This is a genomic window from Streptococcus sp. KHUD_012 (genome assembly GCF_052588255.1).
On the sequence record NZ_CP159355.1, the window covers coordinates 1,841,105 to 1,858,121 of the forward strand.

18 protein-coding genes are annotated in these 17,017 nt (G+C 41.8%); 9 read left to right on the forward strand and 9 right to left on the reverse strand.

From position 1 onward, the window contains the following. Positions 1–22 precede the first annotated feature (22 nt). Together ABVF55_RS08950 and ABVF55_RS08955 are read right to left on the reverse strand one after the other, a co-directional pair. Positions 23–1,078: an ABC transporter permease gene (locus ABVF55_RS08950; RefSeq protein ID WP_445285251.1), complete on the reverse strand. Its 1,056-nt coding sequence runs from the start codon at positions 1,076–1,078 to the stop codon at positions 23–25. Then, positions 1,075–1,806: an ABC transporter ATP-binding protein gene (locus ABVF55_RS08955; protein ID WP_445285252.1), complete on the reverse strand. Its 732-nt coding sequence runs from the start codon at positions 1,804–1,806 to the stop codon at positions 1,075–1,077. Before ABVF55_RS08955 ends, ABVF55_RS08950 begins: the two co-directional genes overlap by 4 nt. Positions 1,807–1,873: 67 nt before the next feature. Between ABVF55_RS08955 and ABVF55_RS08960 the strand changes: the two genes are divergently transcribed. Together ABVF55_RS08960 and ABVF55_RS08965 are read left to right on the forward strand one after the other, a co-directional pair. Beyond that, positions 1,874–2,287 (forward strand): HIT family protein, encoded by a 414-nt coding sequence (locus tag ABVF55_RS08960; RefSeq protein ID WP_003012582.1) that lies wholly within the window; start codon positions 1,874–1,876, stop codon positions 2,285–2,287. A 12-nt stretch (positions 2,288–2,299) separates the two neighbouring features. After that, complete coding sequence (locus ABVF55_RS08965) at positions 2,300–2,590, forward strand: hypothetical protein (protein ID WP_003012641.1); 291 nt, start codon at positions 2,300–2,302, stop codon at positions 2,588–2,590. 21 nt (positions 2,591–2,611) lie between these two features. On the opposite strand, the gene lytR is transcribed toward ABVF55_RS08965, so the two are convergent. From lytR to ABVF55_RS08985, 4 genes are all read right to left on the reverse strand, one after another. Continuing rightward, positions 2,612–3,805, reverse strand: coding sequence for a glycopolymer--peptidoglycan transferase LytR (lytR, locus tag ABVF55_RS08970; protein ID WP_445285253.1), 1,194 nt, complete (start codon positions 3,803–3,805; stop codon positions 2,612–2,614). Between the two features lie 13 nt (positions 3,806–3,818). Beyond that, positions 3,819–4,349, reverse strand: coding sequence for a GNAT family N-acetyltransferase (locus ABVF55_RS08975; protein ID WP_445285254.1), 531 nt, complete (start codon positions 4,347–4,349; stop codon positions 3,819–3,821). Further along, positions 4,342–4,797, reverse strand: coding sequence for a tRNA (adenosine(37)-N6)-threonylcarbamoyltransferase complex ATPase subunit type 1 TsaE (gene tsaE / locus ABVF55_RS08980; protein WP_445285255.1), 456 nt, complete (start codon positions 4,795–4,797; stop codon positions 4,342–4,344). Before tsaE ends, ABVF55_RS08975 begins: the two co-directional genes overlap by 8 nt. Positions 4,798–5,178: 381 nt before the next feature. Further along, positions 5,179–6,600, reverse strand: coding sequence for an NCS2 family permease (locus tag ABVF55_RS08985; protein WP_049471728.1), 1,422 nt, complete (start codon positions 6,598–6,600; stop codon positions 5,179–5,181). A gap of 175 nt (positions 6,601–6,775) precedes the next feature. Between ABVF55_RS08985 and ABVF55_RS08990 the strand changes: the two genes are divergently transcribed. The 7 genes from ABVF55_RS08990 (at position 6,776) to serS (ending at position 13,871) form a co-directional block, all read left to right on the forward strand. Beyond that, positions 6,776–7,588, forward strand: coding sequence for a Cof-type HAD-IIB family hydrolase (locus tag ABVF55_RS08990; RefSeq protein WP_049471729.1), 813 nt, complete (start codon positions 6,776–6,778; stop codon positions 7,586–7,588). Positions 7,589–7,778: 190 nt separating this feature from the next. Next, a complete protein-coding gene (gene adhP, locus ABVF55_RS08995) occupies positions 7,779–8,801 on the forward strand; it encodes an alcohol dehydrogenase AdhP (protein WP_003003874.1) in 1,023 nt (340 codons plus the stop codon). Positions 8,802–9,176: 375 nt separating this feature from the next. Next, on the forward strand, positions 9,177–10,166 hold the full coding sequence (locus ABVF55_RS09000; protein WP_445285256.1) for a PTS sugar transporter subunit IIB: 990 nt from the start codon (positions 9,177–9,179) through the stop codon (positions 10,164–10,166). Between the two features lie 27 nt (positions 10,167–10,193). Beyond that, positions 10,194–10,997, forward strand: coding sequence for a PTS mannose/fructose/sorbose transporter subunit IIC (locus ABVF55_RS09005; RefSeq protein WP_003003888.1), 804 nt, complete (start codon positions 10,194–10,196; stop codon positions 10,995–10,997). Positions 10,998–11,015: 18 nt separating this feature from the next. Beyond that, positions 11,016–11,927, forward strand: coding sequence for a PTS system mannose/fructose/sorbose family transporter subunit IID (locus ABVF55_RS09010; protein ID WP_445285257.1), 912 nt, complete (start codon positions 11,016–11,018; stop codon positions 11,925–11,927). An 80-nt stretch (positions 11,928–12,007) separates the two neighbouring features. Next, positions 12,008–12,376, forward strand: coding sequence for a DUF956 family protein (locus ABVF55_RS09015; RefSeq protein WP_023920226.1), 369 nt, complete (start codon positions 12,008–12,010; stop codon positions 12,374–12,376). Between the two features lie 217 nt (positions 12,377–12,593). Next, a complete protein-coding gene (gene serS / locus ABVF55_RS09020; protein ID WP_049506154.1) occupies positions 12,594–13,871 on the forward strand; it encodes a serine--tRNA ligase in 1,278 nt (425 codons plus the stop codon). A gap of 42 nt (positions 13,872–13,913) precedes the next feature. Here serS and ABVF55_RS09025 read toward each other — a convergent pair whose 3' ends face one another. The 3 genes from ABVF55_RS09025 to ABVF55_RS09035 form a co-directional block, all read right to left on the reverse strand. Continuing rightward, positions 13,914–14,684 carry an acetyl-CoA carboxylase carboxyl transferase subunit alpha gene (locus tag ABVF55_RS09025; RefSeq protein ID WP_021154504.1) on the reverse strand — a complete coding sequence of 257 codons (771 nt, stop codon included), beginning with the start codon at positions 14,682–14,684 and terminating at the stop codon, positions 13,914–13,916. Beyond that, positions 14,677–15,543, reverse strand: coding sequence for an acetyl-CoA carboxylase, carboxyltransferase subunit beta (gene accD / locus ABVF55_RS09030; RefSeq protein WP_445285258.1), 867 nt, complete (start codon positions 15,541–15,543; stop codon positions 14,677–14,679). The genes ABVF55_RS09025 and accD overlap by 8 nt, the downstream gene beginning before the upstream one ends. Before the next feature lie 103 nt (positions 15,544–15,646). Further along, positions 15,647–17,011, reverse strand: a complete 1,365-nt coding sequence (locus ABVF55_RS09035) for an acetyl-CoA carboxylase biotin carboxylase subunit (protein ID WP_003003860.1) — start codon at positions 17,009–17,011, stop codon at positions 15,647–15,649. Between the last annotated feature and the right edge of the window lie 6 nt (positions 17,012–17,017).

Below are 17,017 nucleotides of genomic sequence, written 5' to 3' on the forward strand. Positions count from 1 at the left end.
TTTCCAATCTATTTTACTAATTTTAACGACTTTCGTCAACCAAGCGCGCCATCTTAAATGGAAGATAGAGTAGGATTAAAGCAACTGTGTAAGCCAGTAAGCCTAACAACAGGACTTTATCTGAAATAAAGACCAGACCAATCCCCCCTTCTATCACCGTTATCATCCCCATGACCAGCTGAATCGTTTTGTTCAACCCTGCCTTTTTACTGCCCTTTTTCATCGGGAAAAGGAGGGTCAAGGGTTGGTAATCAAAAGCACTGTAAAGCCCCAGTAATTGAAAAATAACCAAGTAATTGAGCAAGGCTACAAGGGCAATCACTACGAGAGGCTGGGGAATAAAGATGATAGCGAGAATGGAAAGAGCCAAGAGTCGGAGAGTCATAGAGAAAAGATCTCCATTCCGTAGGAAGGAGCGCATATATAAGTGAAGCCACGTATTGCCATGTGTTTTGGGAAGAAGCCCTAAGAAACCATCCAAGTAAGCTCTTCTTTTAACACTGTTAGTGATCCCTTTCACCGTTGTAAACAAGGCAAAAAAGCGAAGAATCAATTGTTTCCTTGCATTCTCACGAGCAATGGCCAAGTTCCAATTCAAATTTCCATCCTGGTAGAAGCGCGCTTCCTTCCAGCTAAAAACAGCCCATTTAGCCACTCCTAAGACAAGGATATAAGCTACAATAGCAAGGTTATCCAGCCCCGTTGCCAGAAGAAGAGGCACAAATAATAGAAGGACAAAACTTTGAATCAAAAACCAAAACACAAAAGACTTCTTGGCCTGCCCTTTGATATGGTTTTTTACTTCCTCTTCCTTTACTAAAAGGAATAAAGCATCGGGTTTCTCTAAGTAGGTCGCAATGGAGCCAATCGGAACCAAGAGGAGCAAACCAATCATGAGACTCCAGCGGATCAGGCTTGTATCTTTGGGTAACTCTTGTAAGAATTGGCTGTATTGAACCGCCAAAAATCCTATGAAAATCAACATAAAGAGGACGAAATGATCATTGAGAACATAGCGGCTATATTTTACACATTGAGTTCGAAACGTTTGTTGCCGTTTTTTCATCAACTCTTTCATGCTGTTTCCTCTTCTGTCAAGGTCATGTAGATATCATTTAGACTTGCTTTCTCATCCCCAAAAGTTGAACGCAGCTCGTCCAAGGTCCCTTTTGCTCGGATCTGACCCTTATGGAGGATCACAAAACCATCACACATCTTTTCAGCCGAATCCAGAACGTGGGTACTCATCAAAATCGATTTTCCTTTTGCTTTCTCATCGGCCAATAACTGAATCAAATCTGCAATCGCAACAGGATCCAATCCCAAAAAGGGTTCATCGACAATAAAAAGACTTGGATCCACTGCATAGGCGCAAATAATCATGACCTTTTGCTTCATCCCTTTTGAAAACTGGGTCGGGAACCAATCTAATTTTTCAGCCAAACGGAATCGTTCCAATAAAGGCTGGACGCGCACCATGACCTGATCCATGTCTAAATCATAGGCCATAGCAACAGTCTCGATATGCTCTCTCAAGGTTAATTCTTCATATAGACTAGGGGTTTCTGGAATATAACCAATTTTCTTGCGGTATTCCGTTGGAGCTTCTGGCAGGCTCAGGCCGTCAATCCGTACTTCCCCAGCATAAGGATGCAGGAGACCAATAATTTCATTAATCGTGGTTGACTTCCCGGCTCCATTTAGTCCAATCAAACCAATCAGTTGGCCATCCGGAACTGAAAAACTCACCTCTTTCAGGACAGGGATGTTGACATAGCCCCCTGTCAACTTGTTGATTTCTAACATATTTTCTCCGATTTCTGGTATAATGTTCTTATATTATAACAAAATTTAGTCTAAATGAGGTGTATTTATGGTTGATGATTGTATTTTTTGTAAGATTATAGCTGGCGACATTCCTTCCTCCAAAGTCTATGAGGACGAGGAAGTCCTCGCATTTTTGGACATCTCTCAGGTTACACCAGGTCATACGTTAGTGGTTCCAAAAAAACACGCTCGCAATCTCTTAGAGATGGACGAAACCGCCACAGCTCAACTATTTGCACGTGTCTCTAAAGTTGCTAAAAAAGTAGAAGCTGCTACCCAAGCTAAGGGAATGAATATCATCAGCAACATGGAAGAAGTTTCTGGACAAACCGTTTTTCACACACATGTCCACATTATCCCTCGCTATTCCGATCAAGATGAGCTTGCCATTTCTTTTACTGAACACGAGCCTAATTTTGAACAACTAGCAGTTCTCGCAGAAACCATCAAAAACAGTTAAAAAGGAGGCCATATGAAACTCAAAAATCTCTTTTGGTTTGCAACAGGAGCTAGCATTAGCTACCACCTAGTAAAAAACCGCAAAGAAATTAAAACAGAGGTGACTGAATCTAGCCAATTGGTCAAGGGAATTCAAGATAACCTAGCAAAAATCCAACGTAATCTGGATATTATCCAAGACCAAAAGACCAATCTTCAAGAATTGGTAACGGATTTCCAATACAAGACCAAACTCTTTAGCCAGCAAGCAACTGCCTCTCTAAAAGAAATTCAAGACATCTGGCAACCAAGTAAAAACGATTGAGAAAACTCAATCGTTTTTTTCTTATTCTGAAGGCACCGTAGGTGTCACACTGCTCGACTCTGTAGCTGCAGGAGCAACTGGTGTCACTGGTGCAACAGAACTTTGAGGCGTCACCACTCCCGTATCCTGGGTCGATGGTACAACTGGTAATTGATTAAACTCTTGGTAAACAGGTGCTTCCTCAGATGATGCCGCTGGCGTATCATTTTGAGAAGAAGCATTCTTCAATTCTTCATCTCCATCCAATAGATAAGCATTGGTTTTCAATGTTTTGATTTCTTTCTTGCCTAAAGCTTTGCGGATGATATTTTGAATTTTTAAGATATGTTTTGAAGTGACAATCTGGTAGCTACCACCGTCTGCTAAGGTTGCATCTTCTCCTTTCAACTGGTACTGATGAATCGTTGAAAGGGCGTCTTTATAGCCGAGCAATTGAAGAAGGCTGTTGCTGTCAAGTGAAATGTTGGTTTGCATATTGTCACTAACAGACTCAATGATTCCTTTATAATGACTCAAACTATTGAGGCTTAATACTTTCTCAACAATCTTTTTGATCACTTCACGTTGGCGTTTTTGGCGTCCATAGTCTCCTTCTGGGTCCTGATAACGCATTCGTGAATAAACGAGGGCTTGATCCCCATTGATCTCCTGACGTCCTGGTGCAATCTTAGCCGTATATTCTGGCTCATTTTCCTCGATCGAGATATCAAAGTCAAATGGATTGTTGACCGTAATGCCACCAACCTTATCCACTAATTGAACCAATCCCTTCATATTGATCATGACATAACGGTCAATATGGATATTCAAGAGATCCTGAATGGTTTTAATGGCTAACTTGGCACCACCTTGAGCATAGGCCGAATTCAATTTTGCTTGGACTGTTTCGCCATCTGAAGTAATATTGGTTAAAATATCTCTTTCCAAGCTAGTCATGGTTGTTTCTTTGGTTTGAGGATTAACAGTCACCAAAATCATGGTATCACTATTTCCGGCCCAAGGATCTTCCCGAGAACCACTACCTGTATCAACCCCCATCAAAAGAATGGTCATCGGCTTGTTTTCTGCGATGACATTGGTCTCATTTCCAAAACCCTTATAGGTCTTACTGAGGGTCCCTGTTGTTTGATTAAGGATGGTGAGACCATAGGCCCCGATCCCAATCACTGTTACCGTCAATAAGCTCAAAAACATCAAAATAATTTTTTTAACCATGTAGACTCTCTCTCTAATCTATCAGTTTCCCCATAAGGTAAACATCTAAGAATTCTCCTTCAGCTGAACAAGCTCCACGAGCTTGGCAACCTTCAATCTCAAAACCTAACTTTTTATACAGGTGAACCGCTCGTTCATTGCGCACTTGGACATTCAAGATTAGTTTCCTAAGAACACCGGTCGAGTACGCCCACTCGATTCCTTCTTCCAACAAGATCTGTCCAAGTCCTTGATTCCAATAAGCTTTGCGAACCACAATAAAGACATCTCCAATATGCTGAACAGACCGTTGAGAAGCCGCAGTGATATTTAACAAAGCTGCCAGTTCCTGATCTAGAAATAACAAGAGGCAAATCCGGTTATCCGTCATCTCTTGCACCATTAGAAAATGCTCCATGTCTGCTGGAGACATGCCTATCCCAGCTTCATCTAGCGTCATGTAATCTGACTCTTTCCCAACTTGATTTAAGAAATCAACGACAAGAGCAGCGTCTGCACTTTCAGCTTGCCGAATTTCTAATGTCACTTCCTTTTCCTTAGTCATCGGTTTTTTCCACCTGCTCAAAGGATGCTAGTAAAGCTTCTGCACGCGCTCCATGAGCCTCAAAATCCAACTCTCGCCCATCTTCCAATTTTCGGATAAAAATTTTAAGATAAGCATCCGAGAGACTCGGCTCAATCAACTCTCCCCATTCAATAATGGTAGCACCATCTCCAAATAGAAAATCATCTAAATCAATCGAATCTGGATCATTCCCAATCCGGTAAACATCCAAGTGGTACAAAGGCAAGCGGCCTTCGTATTCACGAACAATGGTATAGGTCGGACTTTTAATCATCTGATCAATCCCTAAACCCTTTGCAATTCCCTTGGTAAAGGTCGTTTTTCCTGCCCCTAGATCACCCGATAAGATGATCACATCTTGCTTTTCTAAGAGTTTTCCTAGCTGTTTCCCTAGAGCGATCAGCTCCGTTTCATTGTGACTAATCATTTCTCTATTATACCAAACTTTTTAAAAATCTGCTCTTTCTTTTAGAAATTGTTCCACTCAGGTTTGCTTTTTAGATAGATAGTCAAACTATTTTAAAGTAAAATAAGTTAAGTGATTCTGCAAAAAAATAAATTTGAGTTCCAATTTTTAAATCGATTTAAGAAAATACTGAAACTTTCCGCTGTGAGAAAAGTGCCTGAAACAATAACGTTTCAGGCACTCGGAATTATTGAGACCTTAGGCTCAATAATTAGTCATGGAACTTCAAAGAAGTTCGCTGACGTCCGTACTCACCTAAGGAATGTTTTTGGTATAACTTTGTCTTCAATCTGAAAGGAATGGGAAACCACTCCCATTCCTTTTTAAATATTTCCCTGATAACTAATTCAAGGCCATGCTAACGTAGTTTAAAATAAAGAGAACATCTAGGATCCAAATCATGCTGTGCACTTCTTTGGCTTCTCCTTTAACCACTTTCACTAAGCTATAGGTGATAAATCCAGCAGCGATCCCTTGTGTAATCGAGTAGCTGAAGCCCATAAAGATAGAGGTGAAGAAAGCAGGAACTGCTTCTGACATATCTTCCCAATGGATATTTTTCAAGCCACTCAACATCATGATCCCAACAACAATCAAAATTGGGGCTGTGGCAGCGGTCGGTACAATCGCCAACAACGGACTAAAGAGACTTGAAATAGCAAAACAGATCGCTACAACCAAGGCTGTCAGACCAGTGCGTCCACCAGCTCCAATACCAGCTGCAGATTCAACATACGTCGTTACGTTTGAAGTTCCTGCAATAGCTCCGACTGAAGTCGCTACAAGGTCTGAATAGAGGGCCTTATCTAATTTCGCTGATTGATGGTTTTCCCCATTTGTCGCAACAATCCCAACTTTTTCACCCGTACCGATTAAAGTTCCAATTGTATCAAAAATATCCGTCAAGGAGAAGGCTAAGATTGCCATTAAGGTCTCAGGCAAACGAGACGTATTGGAAATCAAAGAACCCAATCCTTTTGATCCCAAAGCTTGACCAAAGATCTTGCCTAAATCATTAAAGGCAGCTCCTAGATGATTACTTGCAAAGTCGATTTTAGTGATATCAACCACATGGATGAGAATTCCAAGCACAGTCGTTGCTAAGATAGAAAGGATAATTCCTCCCTTAATCCCTTTGACAACAAAGAAAATAGTAATCGCAAGACCAACAAGAGCCAAGAGGACAGCCGGATTGTTAAAATCAACCAATCCAGGAACAGCAGATGCATTGGCTGAGATCGTTGCATTCGCCTTATCTGCTCCTTCTCCAACCACTGTATAGGTATGAGGGTCAATCGTGAATTTCAAAAATCCCGCATTCTTAATTCCAACATAGGCCAAGAAAATCCCGATCCCAGCTGAAATAGCAGAGCGAAGAGCGGTCGGAATCGATTCGATGATCATCTTCCGAACATTTGTCAATGTGATAATCAATGAGATCACACCACAAATGAAGACCATTCCCAAAGCTTCCTGCCATGAGTAGCCCATACCAAATACAACGGTAAAGGTAAAGAAGGCATTCAAGCCCATCCCAGGTGCTTGTGCATAAGGTAAATTGGCATAAAAAGCCATCATCAAGGTTCCGACAACGGATCCAATAATCGTTGCAAGGAAGACCCCTTGAGCTGGCATACCTGTTTGTGACAACATTTGAGGGTTTACGAAGAGGATATAACTCATCGCAAAAAAGGTTGTCAAACCAGCAAGAACCTCTGTTCGAACAGTGGTTCCATGTTCTGAAAGTTTAAAAAACTTATCCATTTCAGAATAAACTCCTTTTTCATCATTCTCGCTCCCAATCAATTTGCGAACGTTATTTCTATTTTACCAAAAGATCTTTCGCCTTTCAAGAAATCCTACTTCTCTTCTCGATTTTTGAGCGCTTTTCCGATTTTTCTGATATAATGGTCTCATTCTTCTCGAAAGGAACTGAAATATGCATAAAAAGATGATCGCTCTAGATCTAGACGGCACTCTCTTAAATTCCGAAAGCAAATTGAGCGACTTTACCATTGATACGATAAAAAAAATTAGTGCTCTTGGCCATAAAGTCATTATTACAACAGGCCGCCCTTACCGTATGGCACATACCTATTACAAACAACTAGAGCTAGATACTCCGATGATCAATTTTAACGGCTCCCTTACGCATCTACCTGAGAAAAAATGGGCAGATGAACAATGTTTGACTTTAGATAAAAAATACCTGTTAGATATGGTCGCTAACCGAGACACTATCCAAGCGGACTTTATAGCAGGCGAATACCGCAATAAATTCTTTATTACCGATCCAAATGAGCATGTTGCAGATCCTAAATTATTCGGGATTGAATCTTTCCAACCAGAAAATCAATTCAATCCCGAGCGGGTAACGAGCGACCCAAACTGTATTCTCTTTCAAACGAAAGCGGAAGACAAATATGCTCTGGCAGATGAAATGAATCGTCATTATGACTACAATCTGTCTATCAATACTTGGGGTGGTCCCTTAAATATTCTGGAATGCAATCCAAAAAATGTGACCAAAGCTTCTGCTCTGACCTACCTTCTGGATAAACTCAATATGGATCAGAAGGATTTGATTGCCTTTGGAGACGAGCACAACGATACTGACATGCTAGCTCTCGCTGGTCATGGATACGCTATGAAAAATGCTAGCTCCGTCCTTCTCCCTTATGCAGACTCCGTCACAGATTTCACAAATAACGAAGATGGTGTCGCGCGCCAACTCATTCAATTATTCTTATAAAACTAACAGACATGAGTTATCCCCTCATGTCTTTTTCTGCGCCAAATCCTTAATCGGTTAATCAATACCGCCCCTTTTTTCCATTTTTTTCATTGCCTCGTCATCTGGTTTGTGATATTATTAACATAGTTATTAAAGAAGCGCTTTCAAAAATTTTAAACCGCTTCTCGTTCACTTAAGGAGGAACAAAATGAAAGCTGTTGTTGTAAATCCAGAAGGTACTGGTGTTGAAATCGTTGCAAACAAAGACATGCGTCCACTTGAAACAGGGGAAGCACTTGTTCAAATCGAATACTGTGGTGTCTGCCACACTGACTTGCACGTTGCTCACGGGGACTTCGGTAAAGTTCCAGGCCGTGTTCTTGGACACGAAGGAATCGGTATTGTTAAAGAAGTTGCTCCAGATGTCAAGAGCCTAAAAGTTGGGGATCGTGTCAGTGTCGCATGGTTCTTCGAGGGATGTGGAACTTGTGAATACTGTACAACTGGTCGTGAAACTCTTTGCCGTACTGTAAAAAATGCTGGTTACTCTGTTGATGGAGGGATGGCTGAACAATGTATCGTTACTGCAGATTACGCAGTGAAAGTACCTGAAGGATTAGATCCAGCCCAAGCATCTTCTATTACGTGTGCAGGTGTTACCACTTATAAAGCCATCAAAGAAGCCAAAGCTGAACCAGGACAATGGATTGTTATCTATGGAGCTGGTGGACTAGGAAACTTGGCTGTTCAATATGCTAAGAAAGTCTTCAACGCACATGTCATCGCTGTCGATATCAACAATGATAAACTAGAATTGGCGAAAGAAGTTGGTGCAGACTTTGTCATCAACGGTCGCGAAGTTGAAGATGTCCCAGGATTGATCAAAGAAAAAACAAATGGTGGAGCTCACTCTGCTGTCGTAACAGCTGTTTCTAAAGTAGCTTTCAACCAAGCAGTAGATTCTGTTCGTGCAGGCGGCCGCGTGGTTGCAGTTGGTCTTCCTTCTGAAATGATGGACCTCAGCATTGTGAAAACTGTATTAGATGGTATCCAAGTCATTGGTTCTCTTGTAGGAACTCGTAAAGACTTGGAAGAAGCCTTCCAATTTGGTGCAGAAGGCTTGGTAGTCCCTGTCGTTCAAAAACGTCCAGTAGAAGATGCAGTCAAAGTCTTTGACGAAATGGAAGCTGGAACCATTCAAGGACGTATGGTACTTGACTTTACAAACTAAACAACTGAACCTACAGGACTAGCCCAACTGGGCTAGTCTTTTTGAGTGCTCTCAATCATTCTATTTTACAATTTATTATATATTTATTTTTTATTTTTGCGGATATAGATCGATTGTTGGAATATTTTTATTGAAATTCAAATCCTATGAAACCTACATATCATTGCTTTCTTCTGCCATCATCAACTAATAAACAAGAGCCATTCAAGAGCATTCAATTTTTATTCAACGATAATTTAATATAATAAATTAATGCTTTTATATCGAGTTTTTGATAGAAAAATTGACTTAAGTGTGAAAACGATTTATAATAAAGTAGCTTAAAGTTTTCTTAAACTGAAAGTCAAACAAATTTTATAAGGAGGAATGTCAATAATGAGTATTGGTATCATTATTGCTAGCCACGGTGAATTTGCAGCTGGAATCCACCAATCCGGCTCGATGATCTTTGGGGATCAAGAGAAAGTTCAAGTGGTTACGTTCATGCCAAGTGAAGGCCCGGATGATCTCTATGCTAAATTCAATGCGGCTGTTGCTGCATTTGATGCAGAAGATGAGGTCTTGGTTTTGGCTGACCTTTGGAGTGGTTCTCCATTTAACCAGGCGAGTCGCGTCATGGGAGAAAATCCAGATCGTAAATTTGCGATCATCACAGGATTGAACCTTCCGATGTTGATTCAAGCTTATACAGAGCGTTTGATGGATGCAAATGCCGGCGTTGATCAAGTCGCTGCAAACATCATCAAGGAAGCAAAAGACGGTGTCAAAGCCCTTCCAGAAGAATTGAATCCTGTTGAAGAAGCTAGCACAGCCGCTGCTGCTCCTGTAGCCCAGGCTGCTATTCCAGAAGGAACAGTTATCGGAGATGGAAAACTCAAGATTAACCTTGCCCGCTTAGATACACGTCTTCTTCATGGACAAGTCGCAACTGCTTGGACACCTGATTCAAAAGCCGATCGGATCATTGTTGCTTCAGATTCTGTTGCCAAAGATGAACTCCGTAAGGAATTGATCAAACAAGCGGCACCAAATGGTGTGAAAGCAAACGTTGTCCCAATTCAAAAATTGATCGACGTTGCAAAAGATCCACGTTTTGGAAATACCCATGCTTTGATCTTATTTGAAACACCTCAAGATGCTCTTCGCGCCATCGAAGGTGGTGTTCCGATTAAAACCTTGAACGTTGGTTCAATGGCTCACTCAACTGGTAAAACCATGGTTAACAATGTGTTGTCAATGGATAAAGAGGATGTGGCTACATTTGAAAAAATGCGTGATCTTGGAGTAGAATTTGACGTCCGTAAAGTGCCAAATGACTCTAAGAAAGATTTGTTTGACTTAATTAACAAAGCTAACGTTCAATAATCGATTACTTACGAAAGGATTTTAAACATGTCTATTATTTCTATGGTATTAGTGGTCGTTGTTGCCTTCTTAGCAGGTCTTGAAGGTATCCTTGACCAATTCCAATTCCACCAACCCCTTGTTGCTTGTACCTTAATCGGTTTGGTAACAGGTAACTTGACTGCTGGCATTATGCTTGGTGGTTCACTTCAATTTATTGCACTTGGCTGGGCAAACATTGGTGCCGCAGTTGCACCCGATGCTGCCCTTGCATCTGTCGCTGCTGCCATCATCATGGTACTTGGGGGAGACTTCAGTACAAAAGGAATCGCTGTCGCTCAAAGTGTCGCTATTCCACTTGCAGTTGCTGGTCTTTTCTTGACCATGATCGTCCGTACCCTTTCCGTTGGTTTGGTTCACACTGCCGACGCTGCTGCTAGAAAAGGGGATATCAAAGGTGTAGAACGCGCTCACTTTGTGGCCCTTCTTCTTCAAGGTCTTCGTATCGCCATTCCTGCAGCCCTCTTGTTGATGATTCCTGCTGAAACTGTCAAAACTGCTCTTGAACAAATGCCAAAATGGCTCTCTGATGGAATGCAAATCGGTGGTGGTATGGTTGTAGCCGTTGGTTATGCCATGGTTATCAACATGATGGCAAGCCGTGAAGTTTGGCCATTCTTTGCCATTGGTTTTGCTCTTGCAGCCGTTAGCCAATTAACTTTGATCGCTCTTGGAGCAATTGGTGTTGCCCTTGCCTTGATCTACCTTACTCTTTCTAAGAAAGGTGGCAATGGAGGTGGCGGAGCCGCTACTTCTAACGATCCAATCGGCGACATTCTCGAAGACTATTAAGAAAGGTGTGACACTATCATGACTGAAAAATTACAATTATCTAAATCAGATCGTCAAAAAGTTTGGTGGCGTTCAACCTTCTTGCAAGGTTCTTGGAACTATGAACGGATGCAAAACTTGGGTTGGGCCTACTCATTGATCCCAGCTATCAAAAAACTCTACACGAAGAAAGAAGACCAAGCGGCTGCTCTTGAACGTCACATGGAATTCTTTAACACTCACCCATACGTTGCTGCTCCTATCATCGGGGTAACACTTGCTCTTGAAGAAGAAAGAGCAAACGGTGCTGCGATTGACGATGCTGCCATCCAAGGGGTTAAAATTGGTATGATGGGTCCTTTGGCGGGTATCGGAGATCCAGTCTTCTGGTTTACAGCACGTCCAATTCTTGGGGCTCTTGGTGCATCACTTGCTGCGTCTGGTAACATCCTTGGCCCACTCATCTTCTTTATCGCATGGAATGCGATTCGTATGGCCTTCTTGTGGTACACGCAAGAACTTGGTTACAAAGCAGGTTCTGAAATTACCAAAGATATGTCTGGTGGGATCTTGCAAGACATCACTAAAGGGGCTTCTATCCTTGGGATGTTCATCCTCGCTGTCTTGGTAGAACGTTGGGTATCTATTAAATTCATCTTTAATGTTTCTTCTGTCAAATTAGACGACAAAGCTTATATCCACTGGGATAAACTTCCTGAAGGATACAAGGGTATCCAAGAAGCCTTCGCTCAAGTTGGCTCAGGTCTATCTCAAACACCTGAAAAAGTTACAACTTTCCAACAAAACTTGGATTCATTGATTCCTGGTTTGATGGGATTACTTCTTACTTTTGCTTGTATGTGGTTGTTGAAGAAAAAAGTATCTCCAATCACCATCATCATCGCTCTCTTTGTAATCGGTGTATTAGCACACGTTGCGGGCTTGATGTAAGCAAAGATCAACTAAAAAGAAGGTTTCAGCCTTCTTTTTATTATGATATAATGGAGTGAACAGCAATACAGGAGGATCTCATGGCTCAATCATTGAATAAAACCGTTGAATTCCATACTACAGGGGTTTCTTACCTTGGAGTGGGGGGAAAGGTTGGAAAAATCCTAGTCGGGAATGCCGCTTTTGAATTTTATGCGGATGCAAATGTAGAAGACTACATCCAAATTCCCTGGCAAGAAATCGAGCGAATCGGAGCCAATGTATCCGGACGTAAAATTAGCCGCCATTTTGAAATCTATACCAGAGAATCAAAATTTCTCTTTGCTTCAAAAGACTCTGGAAAAATTTTAAAGATTGCTCGGGAACATCTAGGAAATGATAAAATTGTCAAACTTCCTACGTTGATCCAAATCATCACGGCTAAAATTAAAAATCTATTTGCAAAATAGGATCTTTTCTTGTATAATAGACGCAAACGGATAAGTAAGTTAAGAGGTTCTTTCAGAAAGTCTGCGGTTGCTGCGAGCAGATAGAAATCTTAATTGAAATTCTACCGTTTCTTTAAAATACAATATCGAATCAAGTGCACACCTGTGAAGTTGGATGGAACCGTGGCTCTGCCACTCCAACACTCTAACAGGTGTGTTTTTTGTTAAAGGAGAAGCTATGTTAGATATTAAACGAATTCGTACAGACTTTGATGCTGTTGCTAAAAAATTGGCAACACGTGGCGTAGATGCAGCTATTTTGAATGAAATGAAAGAAATCGATGCTAAACGTCGAGATATCTTAGTCAAAGTAGAAAATCTCAAAGCAGAGCGTAACACTGTATCTGCTGAAATCGCACAAGCTAAACGCAACAAGGAAAATGCAGATGATAAGATTGCTGCCATGCAAACCCTCTCTGCAGAAGTCAAAGCATTGGATACAGAATTGGCTGAAATCGATGCCAAATTAACTGAATTCACTACTACCCTTCCAAACATCCCTGCTGACAGTGTCCCTGTTGGAGCGGATGAGGATGACAACGTTGAGGTTCGCCGTTGGGGAACACCGCGCGAATTTGGCTTCGAACCAAAAGCTCACTGGGATTTAGGAGAAGACCTTGATATCCTTGACTGGGAACGCGGGGCTAAAGTCACTGGTGCTCGTTTCCTCTTCTACAAAGGACTTGGAGCTCGCTTAGAACGCGCTATCTACAACTTCATGTTGGACGAACATGGCAAGGAAGGCTACACTGAAGTCATCCCTCCTTACATGGTCAACCATGATTCTATGTTTGGTACTGGTCAGTATCCAAAATTCAAGGAAGATACTTTTGAACTTAGCGATACCAATTATGTCCTCATTCCAACAGCTGAAGTTCCTTTGACAAACTACTATCGCGATGAAATTCTTGATGGGAAAGATCTTCCAATCTACTTCACCGCTATGAGTCCATCTTTCCGTTCAGAAGCTGGTTCAGCCGGTCGTGATACCCGTGGCTTGATCCGTTTGCACCAATTCCATAAGGTTGAAATGGTGAAATTTGCCAAACCAGAAGATTCATATGATGAATTGGAAAAAATGGTTGTCAATGCTGAAAATATCCTTCAAAAACTGAACCTTCCATACCGTGTAGTAGCTCTCTCAACGGGAGACATGGGCTTCTCAGCTGCCAAGACTTATGACTTGGAAGTATGGATTCCAGCGCAAAACACCTACCGTGAAATCTCAAGCTGTTCTAATACAGAAGATTTCCAAGCTCGCCGTGCGCAAATCCGCTACCGTGATGAAGCAGATGGCAAGGTAAAACTCCTTCACACTTTGAACGGTTCAGGGTTGGCTGTCGGACGTACCGTCGCTGCTATTCTTGAAAACTACCAAAACGAAGACGGTTCTGTGACCATTCCAGAAGTCCTTCGCCCATACATGGGTGGCGCAGAAGTCATCGCACCAAAATAAAGTTTAAAAAAACTGAGTCTTGCAAATTGCAAGCTCAGTTTTTTAATATTTACGAAAACGTTGGTAGCGTTGCTCCAGAAGCTCTTCGAGAGGTAAAGCTTGTAAAACCTTTAACTCTTCCTGTAATTCCTTCTTCACTTGAGCCAGTAGTTCTCCATTTGAAAATCCATGCTCGGGAATCACCTTATCGACAATTTCCATATTTAACAATTCGTGAGAAGTAATCTTCATCAACTCTGCTGCTTCCATGGCACGACTTCCATCTTTCCAAAGAATAGAGGCAAAACCTTCTGGACTCAAGACCGCATAGATGGAGTTCTCAAGCATCCAGACCTTATCTGCCACAGCAAGAGCCAAGGCACCACCAGAGCCACCTTCTCCGATGATAATCGCGATAATTGGAACTTTTAGATCACTCATTTCCATGAGGTTACGGGCAATGGCTTCACCTTGTCCTCGTTCTTCAGCACCAACACCAGGATAAGCACCCGCTGTATTGATAAAGGTCACAACTGGACGACCAAATTTCTCCGCTTGCTTCATGAGGCGCAAAGCTTTTCGATAGCCTTCTGGATGGGGTTGCCCAAAATTACGTTTTAGATTATCTTGAAGATTTTTTCCTTTTTGGATTCCAACGACTGTAACCGTTTGATCGCCTAAGCGTCCAATCCCACCAATCACCGCACCATCATCACGGAAGTTTCGATCTCCATGTAATTCGATAAAATCATCAAAAATTCCTTGAGCAAAATCAAGCGCAGTCAATCTTCCTTGGTCACGTGCCTCTTTAATAATCTGTGTTATTTTACTCATGTTTACCTCCATGAAGGGCCAATAATTGTCCAATCGTTGCTCGGATTTGGCTTCTCTCCACGATCAAGTCTACAAATCCATGTTCTTGCAGAAATTCTGCTTTTTGGAAATCATCTGGCAATTTCTCACGCACAGTTGATTCGATCACGCGCCGACCGGCAAAACCAACCAAGGCCTGACTCTCTGCCATGATAATATCACCTTCCATAGCAAATGAAGCCGTTACCCCACCGGTTGTCGGATCTGTCAATACCGTCAAATAGAATAATTTTTCTTTAGAATGACGTTGAACAGCCGCAGAAATTTTTGCCATTTGCATCAAACTCACGATTCCTTCTTGCATCCGAGCGCCACCAGAAGCGGTAAAGAGAACAACTGGCAATTTTTCTTTTGTCGCAAATTCAAATAAACGAGTAATTTTTTCGCCTACTACAGAACCCATTGAAGCCATGATAAAGTTGGAATCCATGATCCCAAGCGCAACTTTTTGCCCTTTAATCAAGGCAGTTCCAGTCAGGACAGCTTCATCCAGTCCCGTCATTTCCCGCACTGCTGCTAGTTTCTTCTTATAATTAGGAAAATTCAAAGGATCTGTCGTTTCGATTCCTGTAAACATTTCTTCAAAGCTAGCTGGATCCACTGTCAGCGCCAGGCGTTCTTTAGCAGAAATACGGAAGGTATAGCCACAATTCGGGCAGACCCGTTCACTACCTAAATCCTTTTGGTAAATGGTATGTTTACAACCTGGGCATTGTGAAAATAGTTCATCAGGAACTTCAGGTTTTGGCTGAGGCTCCTTCCAGGCTGACCTATTCGGATTGATCCGAATATATTTATCTTTTTTAGAAAATAATGCCATTACTTACTCCTTATAATATGCTACAGTATCTGCAGCATTACTATAAAAGCCTGAAACTGTGAAGATGATGTTCATACTTCCCTCACAAGTCCAGGCTTTTTCATCATTCCTTATTATAATTTGGAAGGAATTGTTCCATCAAAAATGCAGTGTCATAATCACCAGCGATCACATGTGAATCTGAAATCAAATCCAACTGGAAACTGCTATTGGTTGTGACACCATCGATTTCCAACTCATAAAGAGCACGCTGCATTTTCATCAGTGCATCAAAGCGATTTTCACCATGGACAATGATCTTGGCAATCATACTATCATAGTATGGTGGAATCGTATAACCAGGATACACAGCAGAATCCACACGCAAGCCAACCCCACCACTTGGAAGATAGAGATTAGTGATCTTACCTGGGCTTGGTGCAAAGTTAAAGGAAGGATTTTCCGCATTGATCCGGCATTCAATCGCATGGCCTTTAATGACAATATCCTCTTGAGTAACGGATAATTCTTGGCCAGCTGCGATTTTAATCTGTTCCTTAACGATATCAACTCCTGTTACAAATTCCGTGACAGGATGCTCTACTTGCACACGGGTATTCATTTCCATAAAGTAGAACTCACCCTTGCCTTCATCATACAAGAATTCAATCGTTCCAGCATTCTCATACCCAACTGATTCAGCAGCCCGAACAGCAGCAGAACCAATTTGATTACGAAGAGTTTTTCCGATAGCAATTGAAGGGGATTCTTCTAAAACTTTTTGGTTATTTCGTTGAAGAGAGCAATCGCGTTCACCTAAGTGAATGACATGTCCATGCTGATCAGCTAAAATCTGTACTTCAATGTGGCGTGCCGGATAAATCACCCGCTCCATATACATGGCACCATTCCCAAAAGCAGCTTGAGCTTCTGAGGAAGCAGATTCAAAAGCAGCAACCAAATCTTCTGGTTTTTCAACCTTTCGAATTCCCTTACCACCGCCTCCTGCAGATGCTTTCAACATCACAGGGTAACCAATACGTTCTGCAATCTCGAGGGCTTCTTCAGCAGTATACACTTCACCATCTGATCCAGGAATAACAGGCACTCCTGCTTTGATCATCTGTTTACGAGCATTAATCTTATCCCCCATCAAATCCATGACTTTAGCAGAAGGACCAATAAACTTAATGCCCACTTCCTCACACATGGTTGCAAATTTTGAGTTTTCACTTAAAAATCCAAAACCAGGGTGGATAGCTTCTGCACCAGTTAGAACAGCTGCAGACAAGACAGCACTCATATTCAAATAAGACTCTGTTGATTTAGCAGGTCCAATACAGACTGCTTCATCCGCTAGTAAGGTATGCAAGGCTTCTTTATCAGCAGTAGAATACACTGCAACCGTCTCGATGCCAAGTTCACGAGCCGCACGAATAATGCGTACTGCAATCTCACCACGATTGGCGATTAAGATCTTACGAAACATAGATAG

Bases quoted from the DNA above. Each gene is read 5' to 3' on its own strand.
- ABVF55_RS08950 (WP_445285251.1), bottom strand. From the start codon at position 1,078: ATGAAAGAGTTGATGAAAAAACGGCAACAAACGTTTCGAACTCAATGT.
- ABVF55_RS08955 (WP_445285252.1), bottom strand. From the start codon at position 1,806: ATGTTAGAAATCAACAAGTTGACAGGGGGCTATGTCAACATCCCTGTC.
- ABVF55_RS08960 (WP_003012582.1), top strand. From the start codon at position 1,874: ATGGTTGATGATTGTATTTTTTGTAAGATTATAGCTGGCGACATTCCT.
- ABVF55_RS08965 (WP_003012641.1), top strand. From the start codon at position 2,300: ATGAAACTCAAAAATCTCTTTTGGTTTGCAACAGGAGCTAGCATTAGC.
- lytR (WP_445285253.1), bottom strand. From the start codon at position 3,805: ATGGTTAAAAAAATTATTTTGATGTTTTTGAGCTTATTGACGGTAACA.
- ABVF55_RS08975 (WP_445285254.1), bottom strand. From the start codon at position 4,349: ATGACTAAGGAAAAGGAAGTGACATTAGAAATTCGGCAAGCTGAAAGT.
- tsaE (WP_445285255.1), bottom strand. From the start codon at position 4,797: ATGATTAGTCACAATGAAACGGAGCTGATCGCTCTAGGGAAACAGCTA.
- ABVF55_RS08985 (WP_049471728.1), bottom strand. From the start codon at position 6,600: ATGGATAAGTTTTTTAAACTTTCAGAACATGGAACCACTGTTCGAACA.
- ABVF55_RS08990 (WP_049471729.1), top strand. From the start codon at position 6,776: ATGCATAAAAAGATGATCGCTCTAGATCTAGACGGCACTCTCTTAAAT.
- adhP (WP_003003874.1), top strand. From the start codon at position 7,779: ATGAAAGCTGTTGTTGTAAATCCAGAAGGTACTGGTGTTGAAATCGTT.
- ABVF55_RS09000 (WP_445285256.1), top strand. From the start codon at position 9,177: ATGAGTATTGGTATCATTATTGCTAGCCACGGTGAATTTGCAGCTGGA.
- ABVF55_RS09005 (WP_003003888.1), top strand. From the start codon at position 10,194: ATGTCTATTATTTCTATGGTATTAGTGGTCGTTGTTGCCTTCTTAGCA.
- ABVF55_RS09010 (WP_445285257.1), top strand. From the start codon at position 11,016: ATGACTGAAAAATTACAATTATCTAAATCAGATCGTCAAAAAGTTTGG.
- ABVF55_RS09015 (WP_023920226.1), top strand. From the start codon at position 12,008: ATGGCTCAATCATTGAATAAAACCGTTGAATTCCATACTACAGGGGTT.
- serS (WP_049506154.1), top strand. From the start codon at position 12,594: ATGTTAGATATTAAACGAATTCGTACAGACTTTGATGCTGTTGCTAAA.
- ABVF55_RS09025 (WP_021154504.1), bottom strand. From the start codon at position 14,684: ATGAGTAAAATAACACAGATTATTAAAGAGGCACGTGACCAAGGAAGA.
- accD (WP_445285258.1), bottom strand. From the start codon at position 15,543: ATGGCATTATTTTCTAAAAAAGATAAATATATTCGGATCAATCCGAAT.
- ABVF55_RS09035 (WP_003003860.1), bottom strand. From the start codon at position 17,011: ATGTTTCGTAAGATCTTAATCGCCAATCGTGGTGAGATTGCAGTACGC.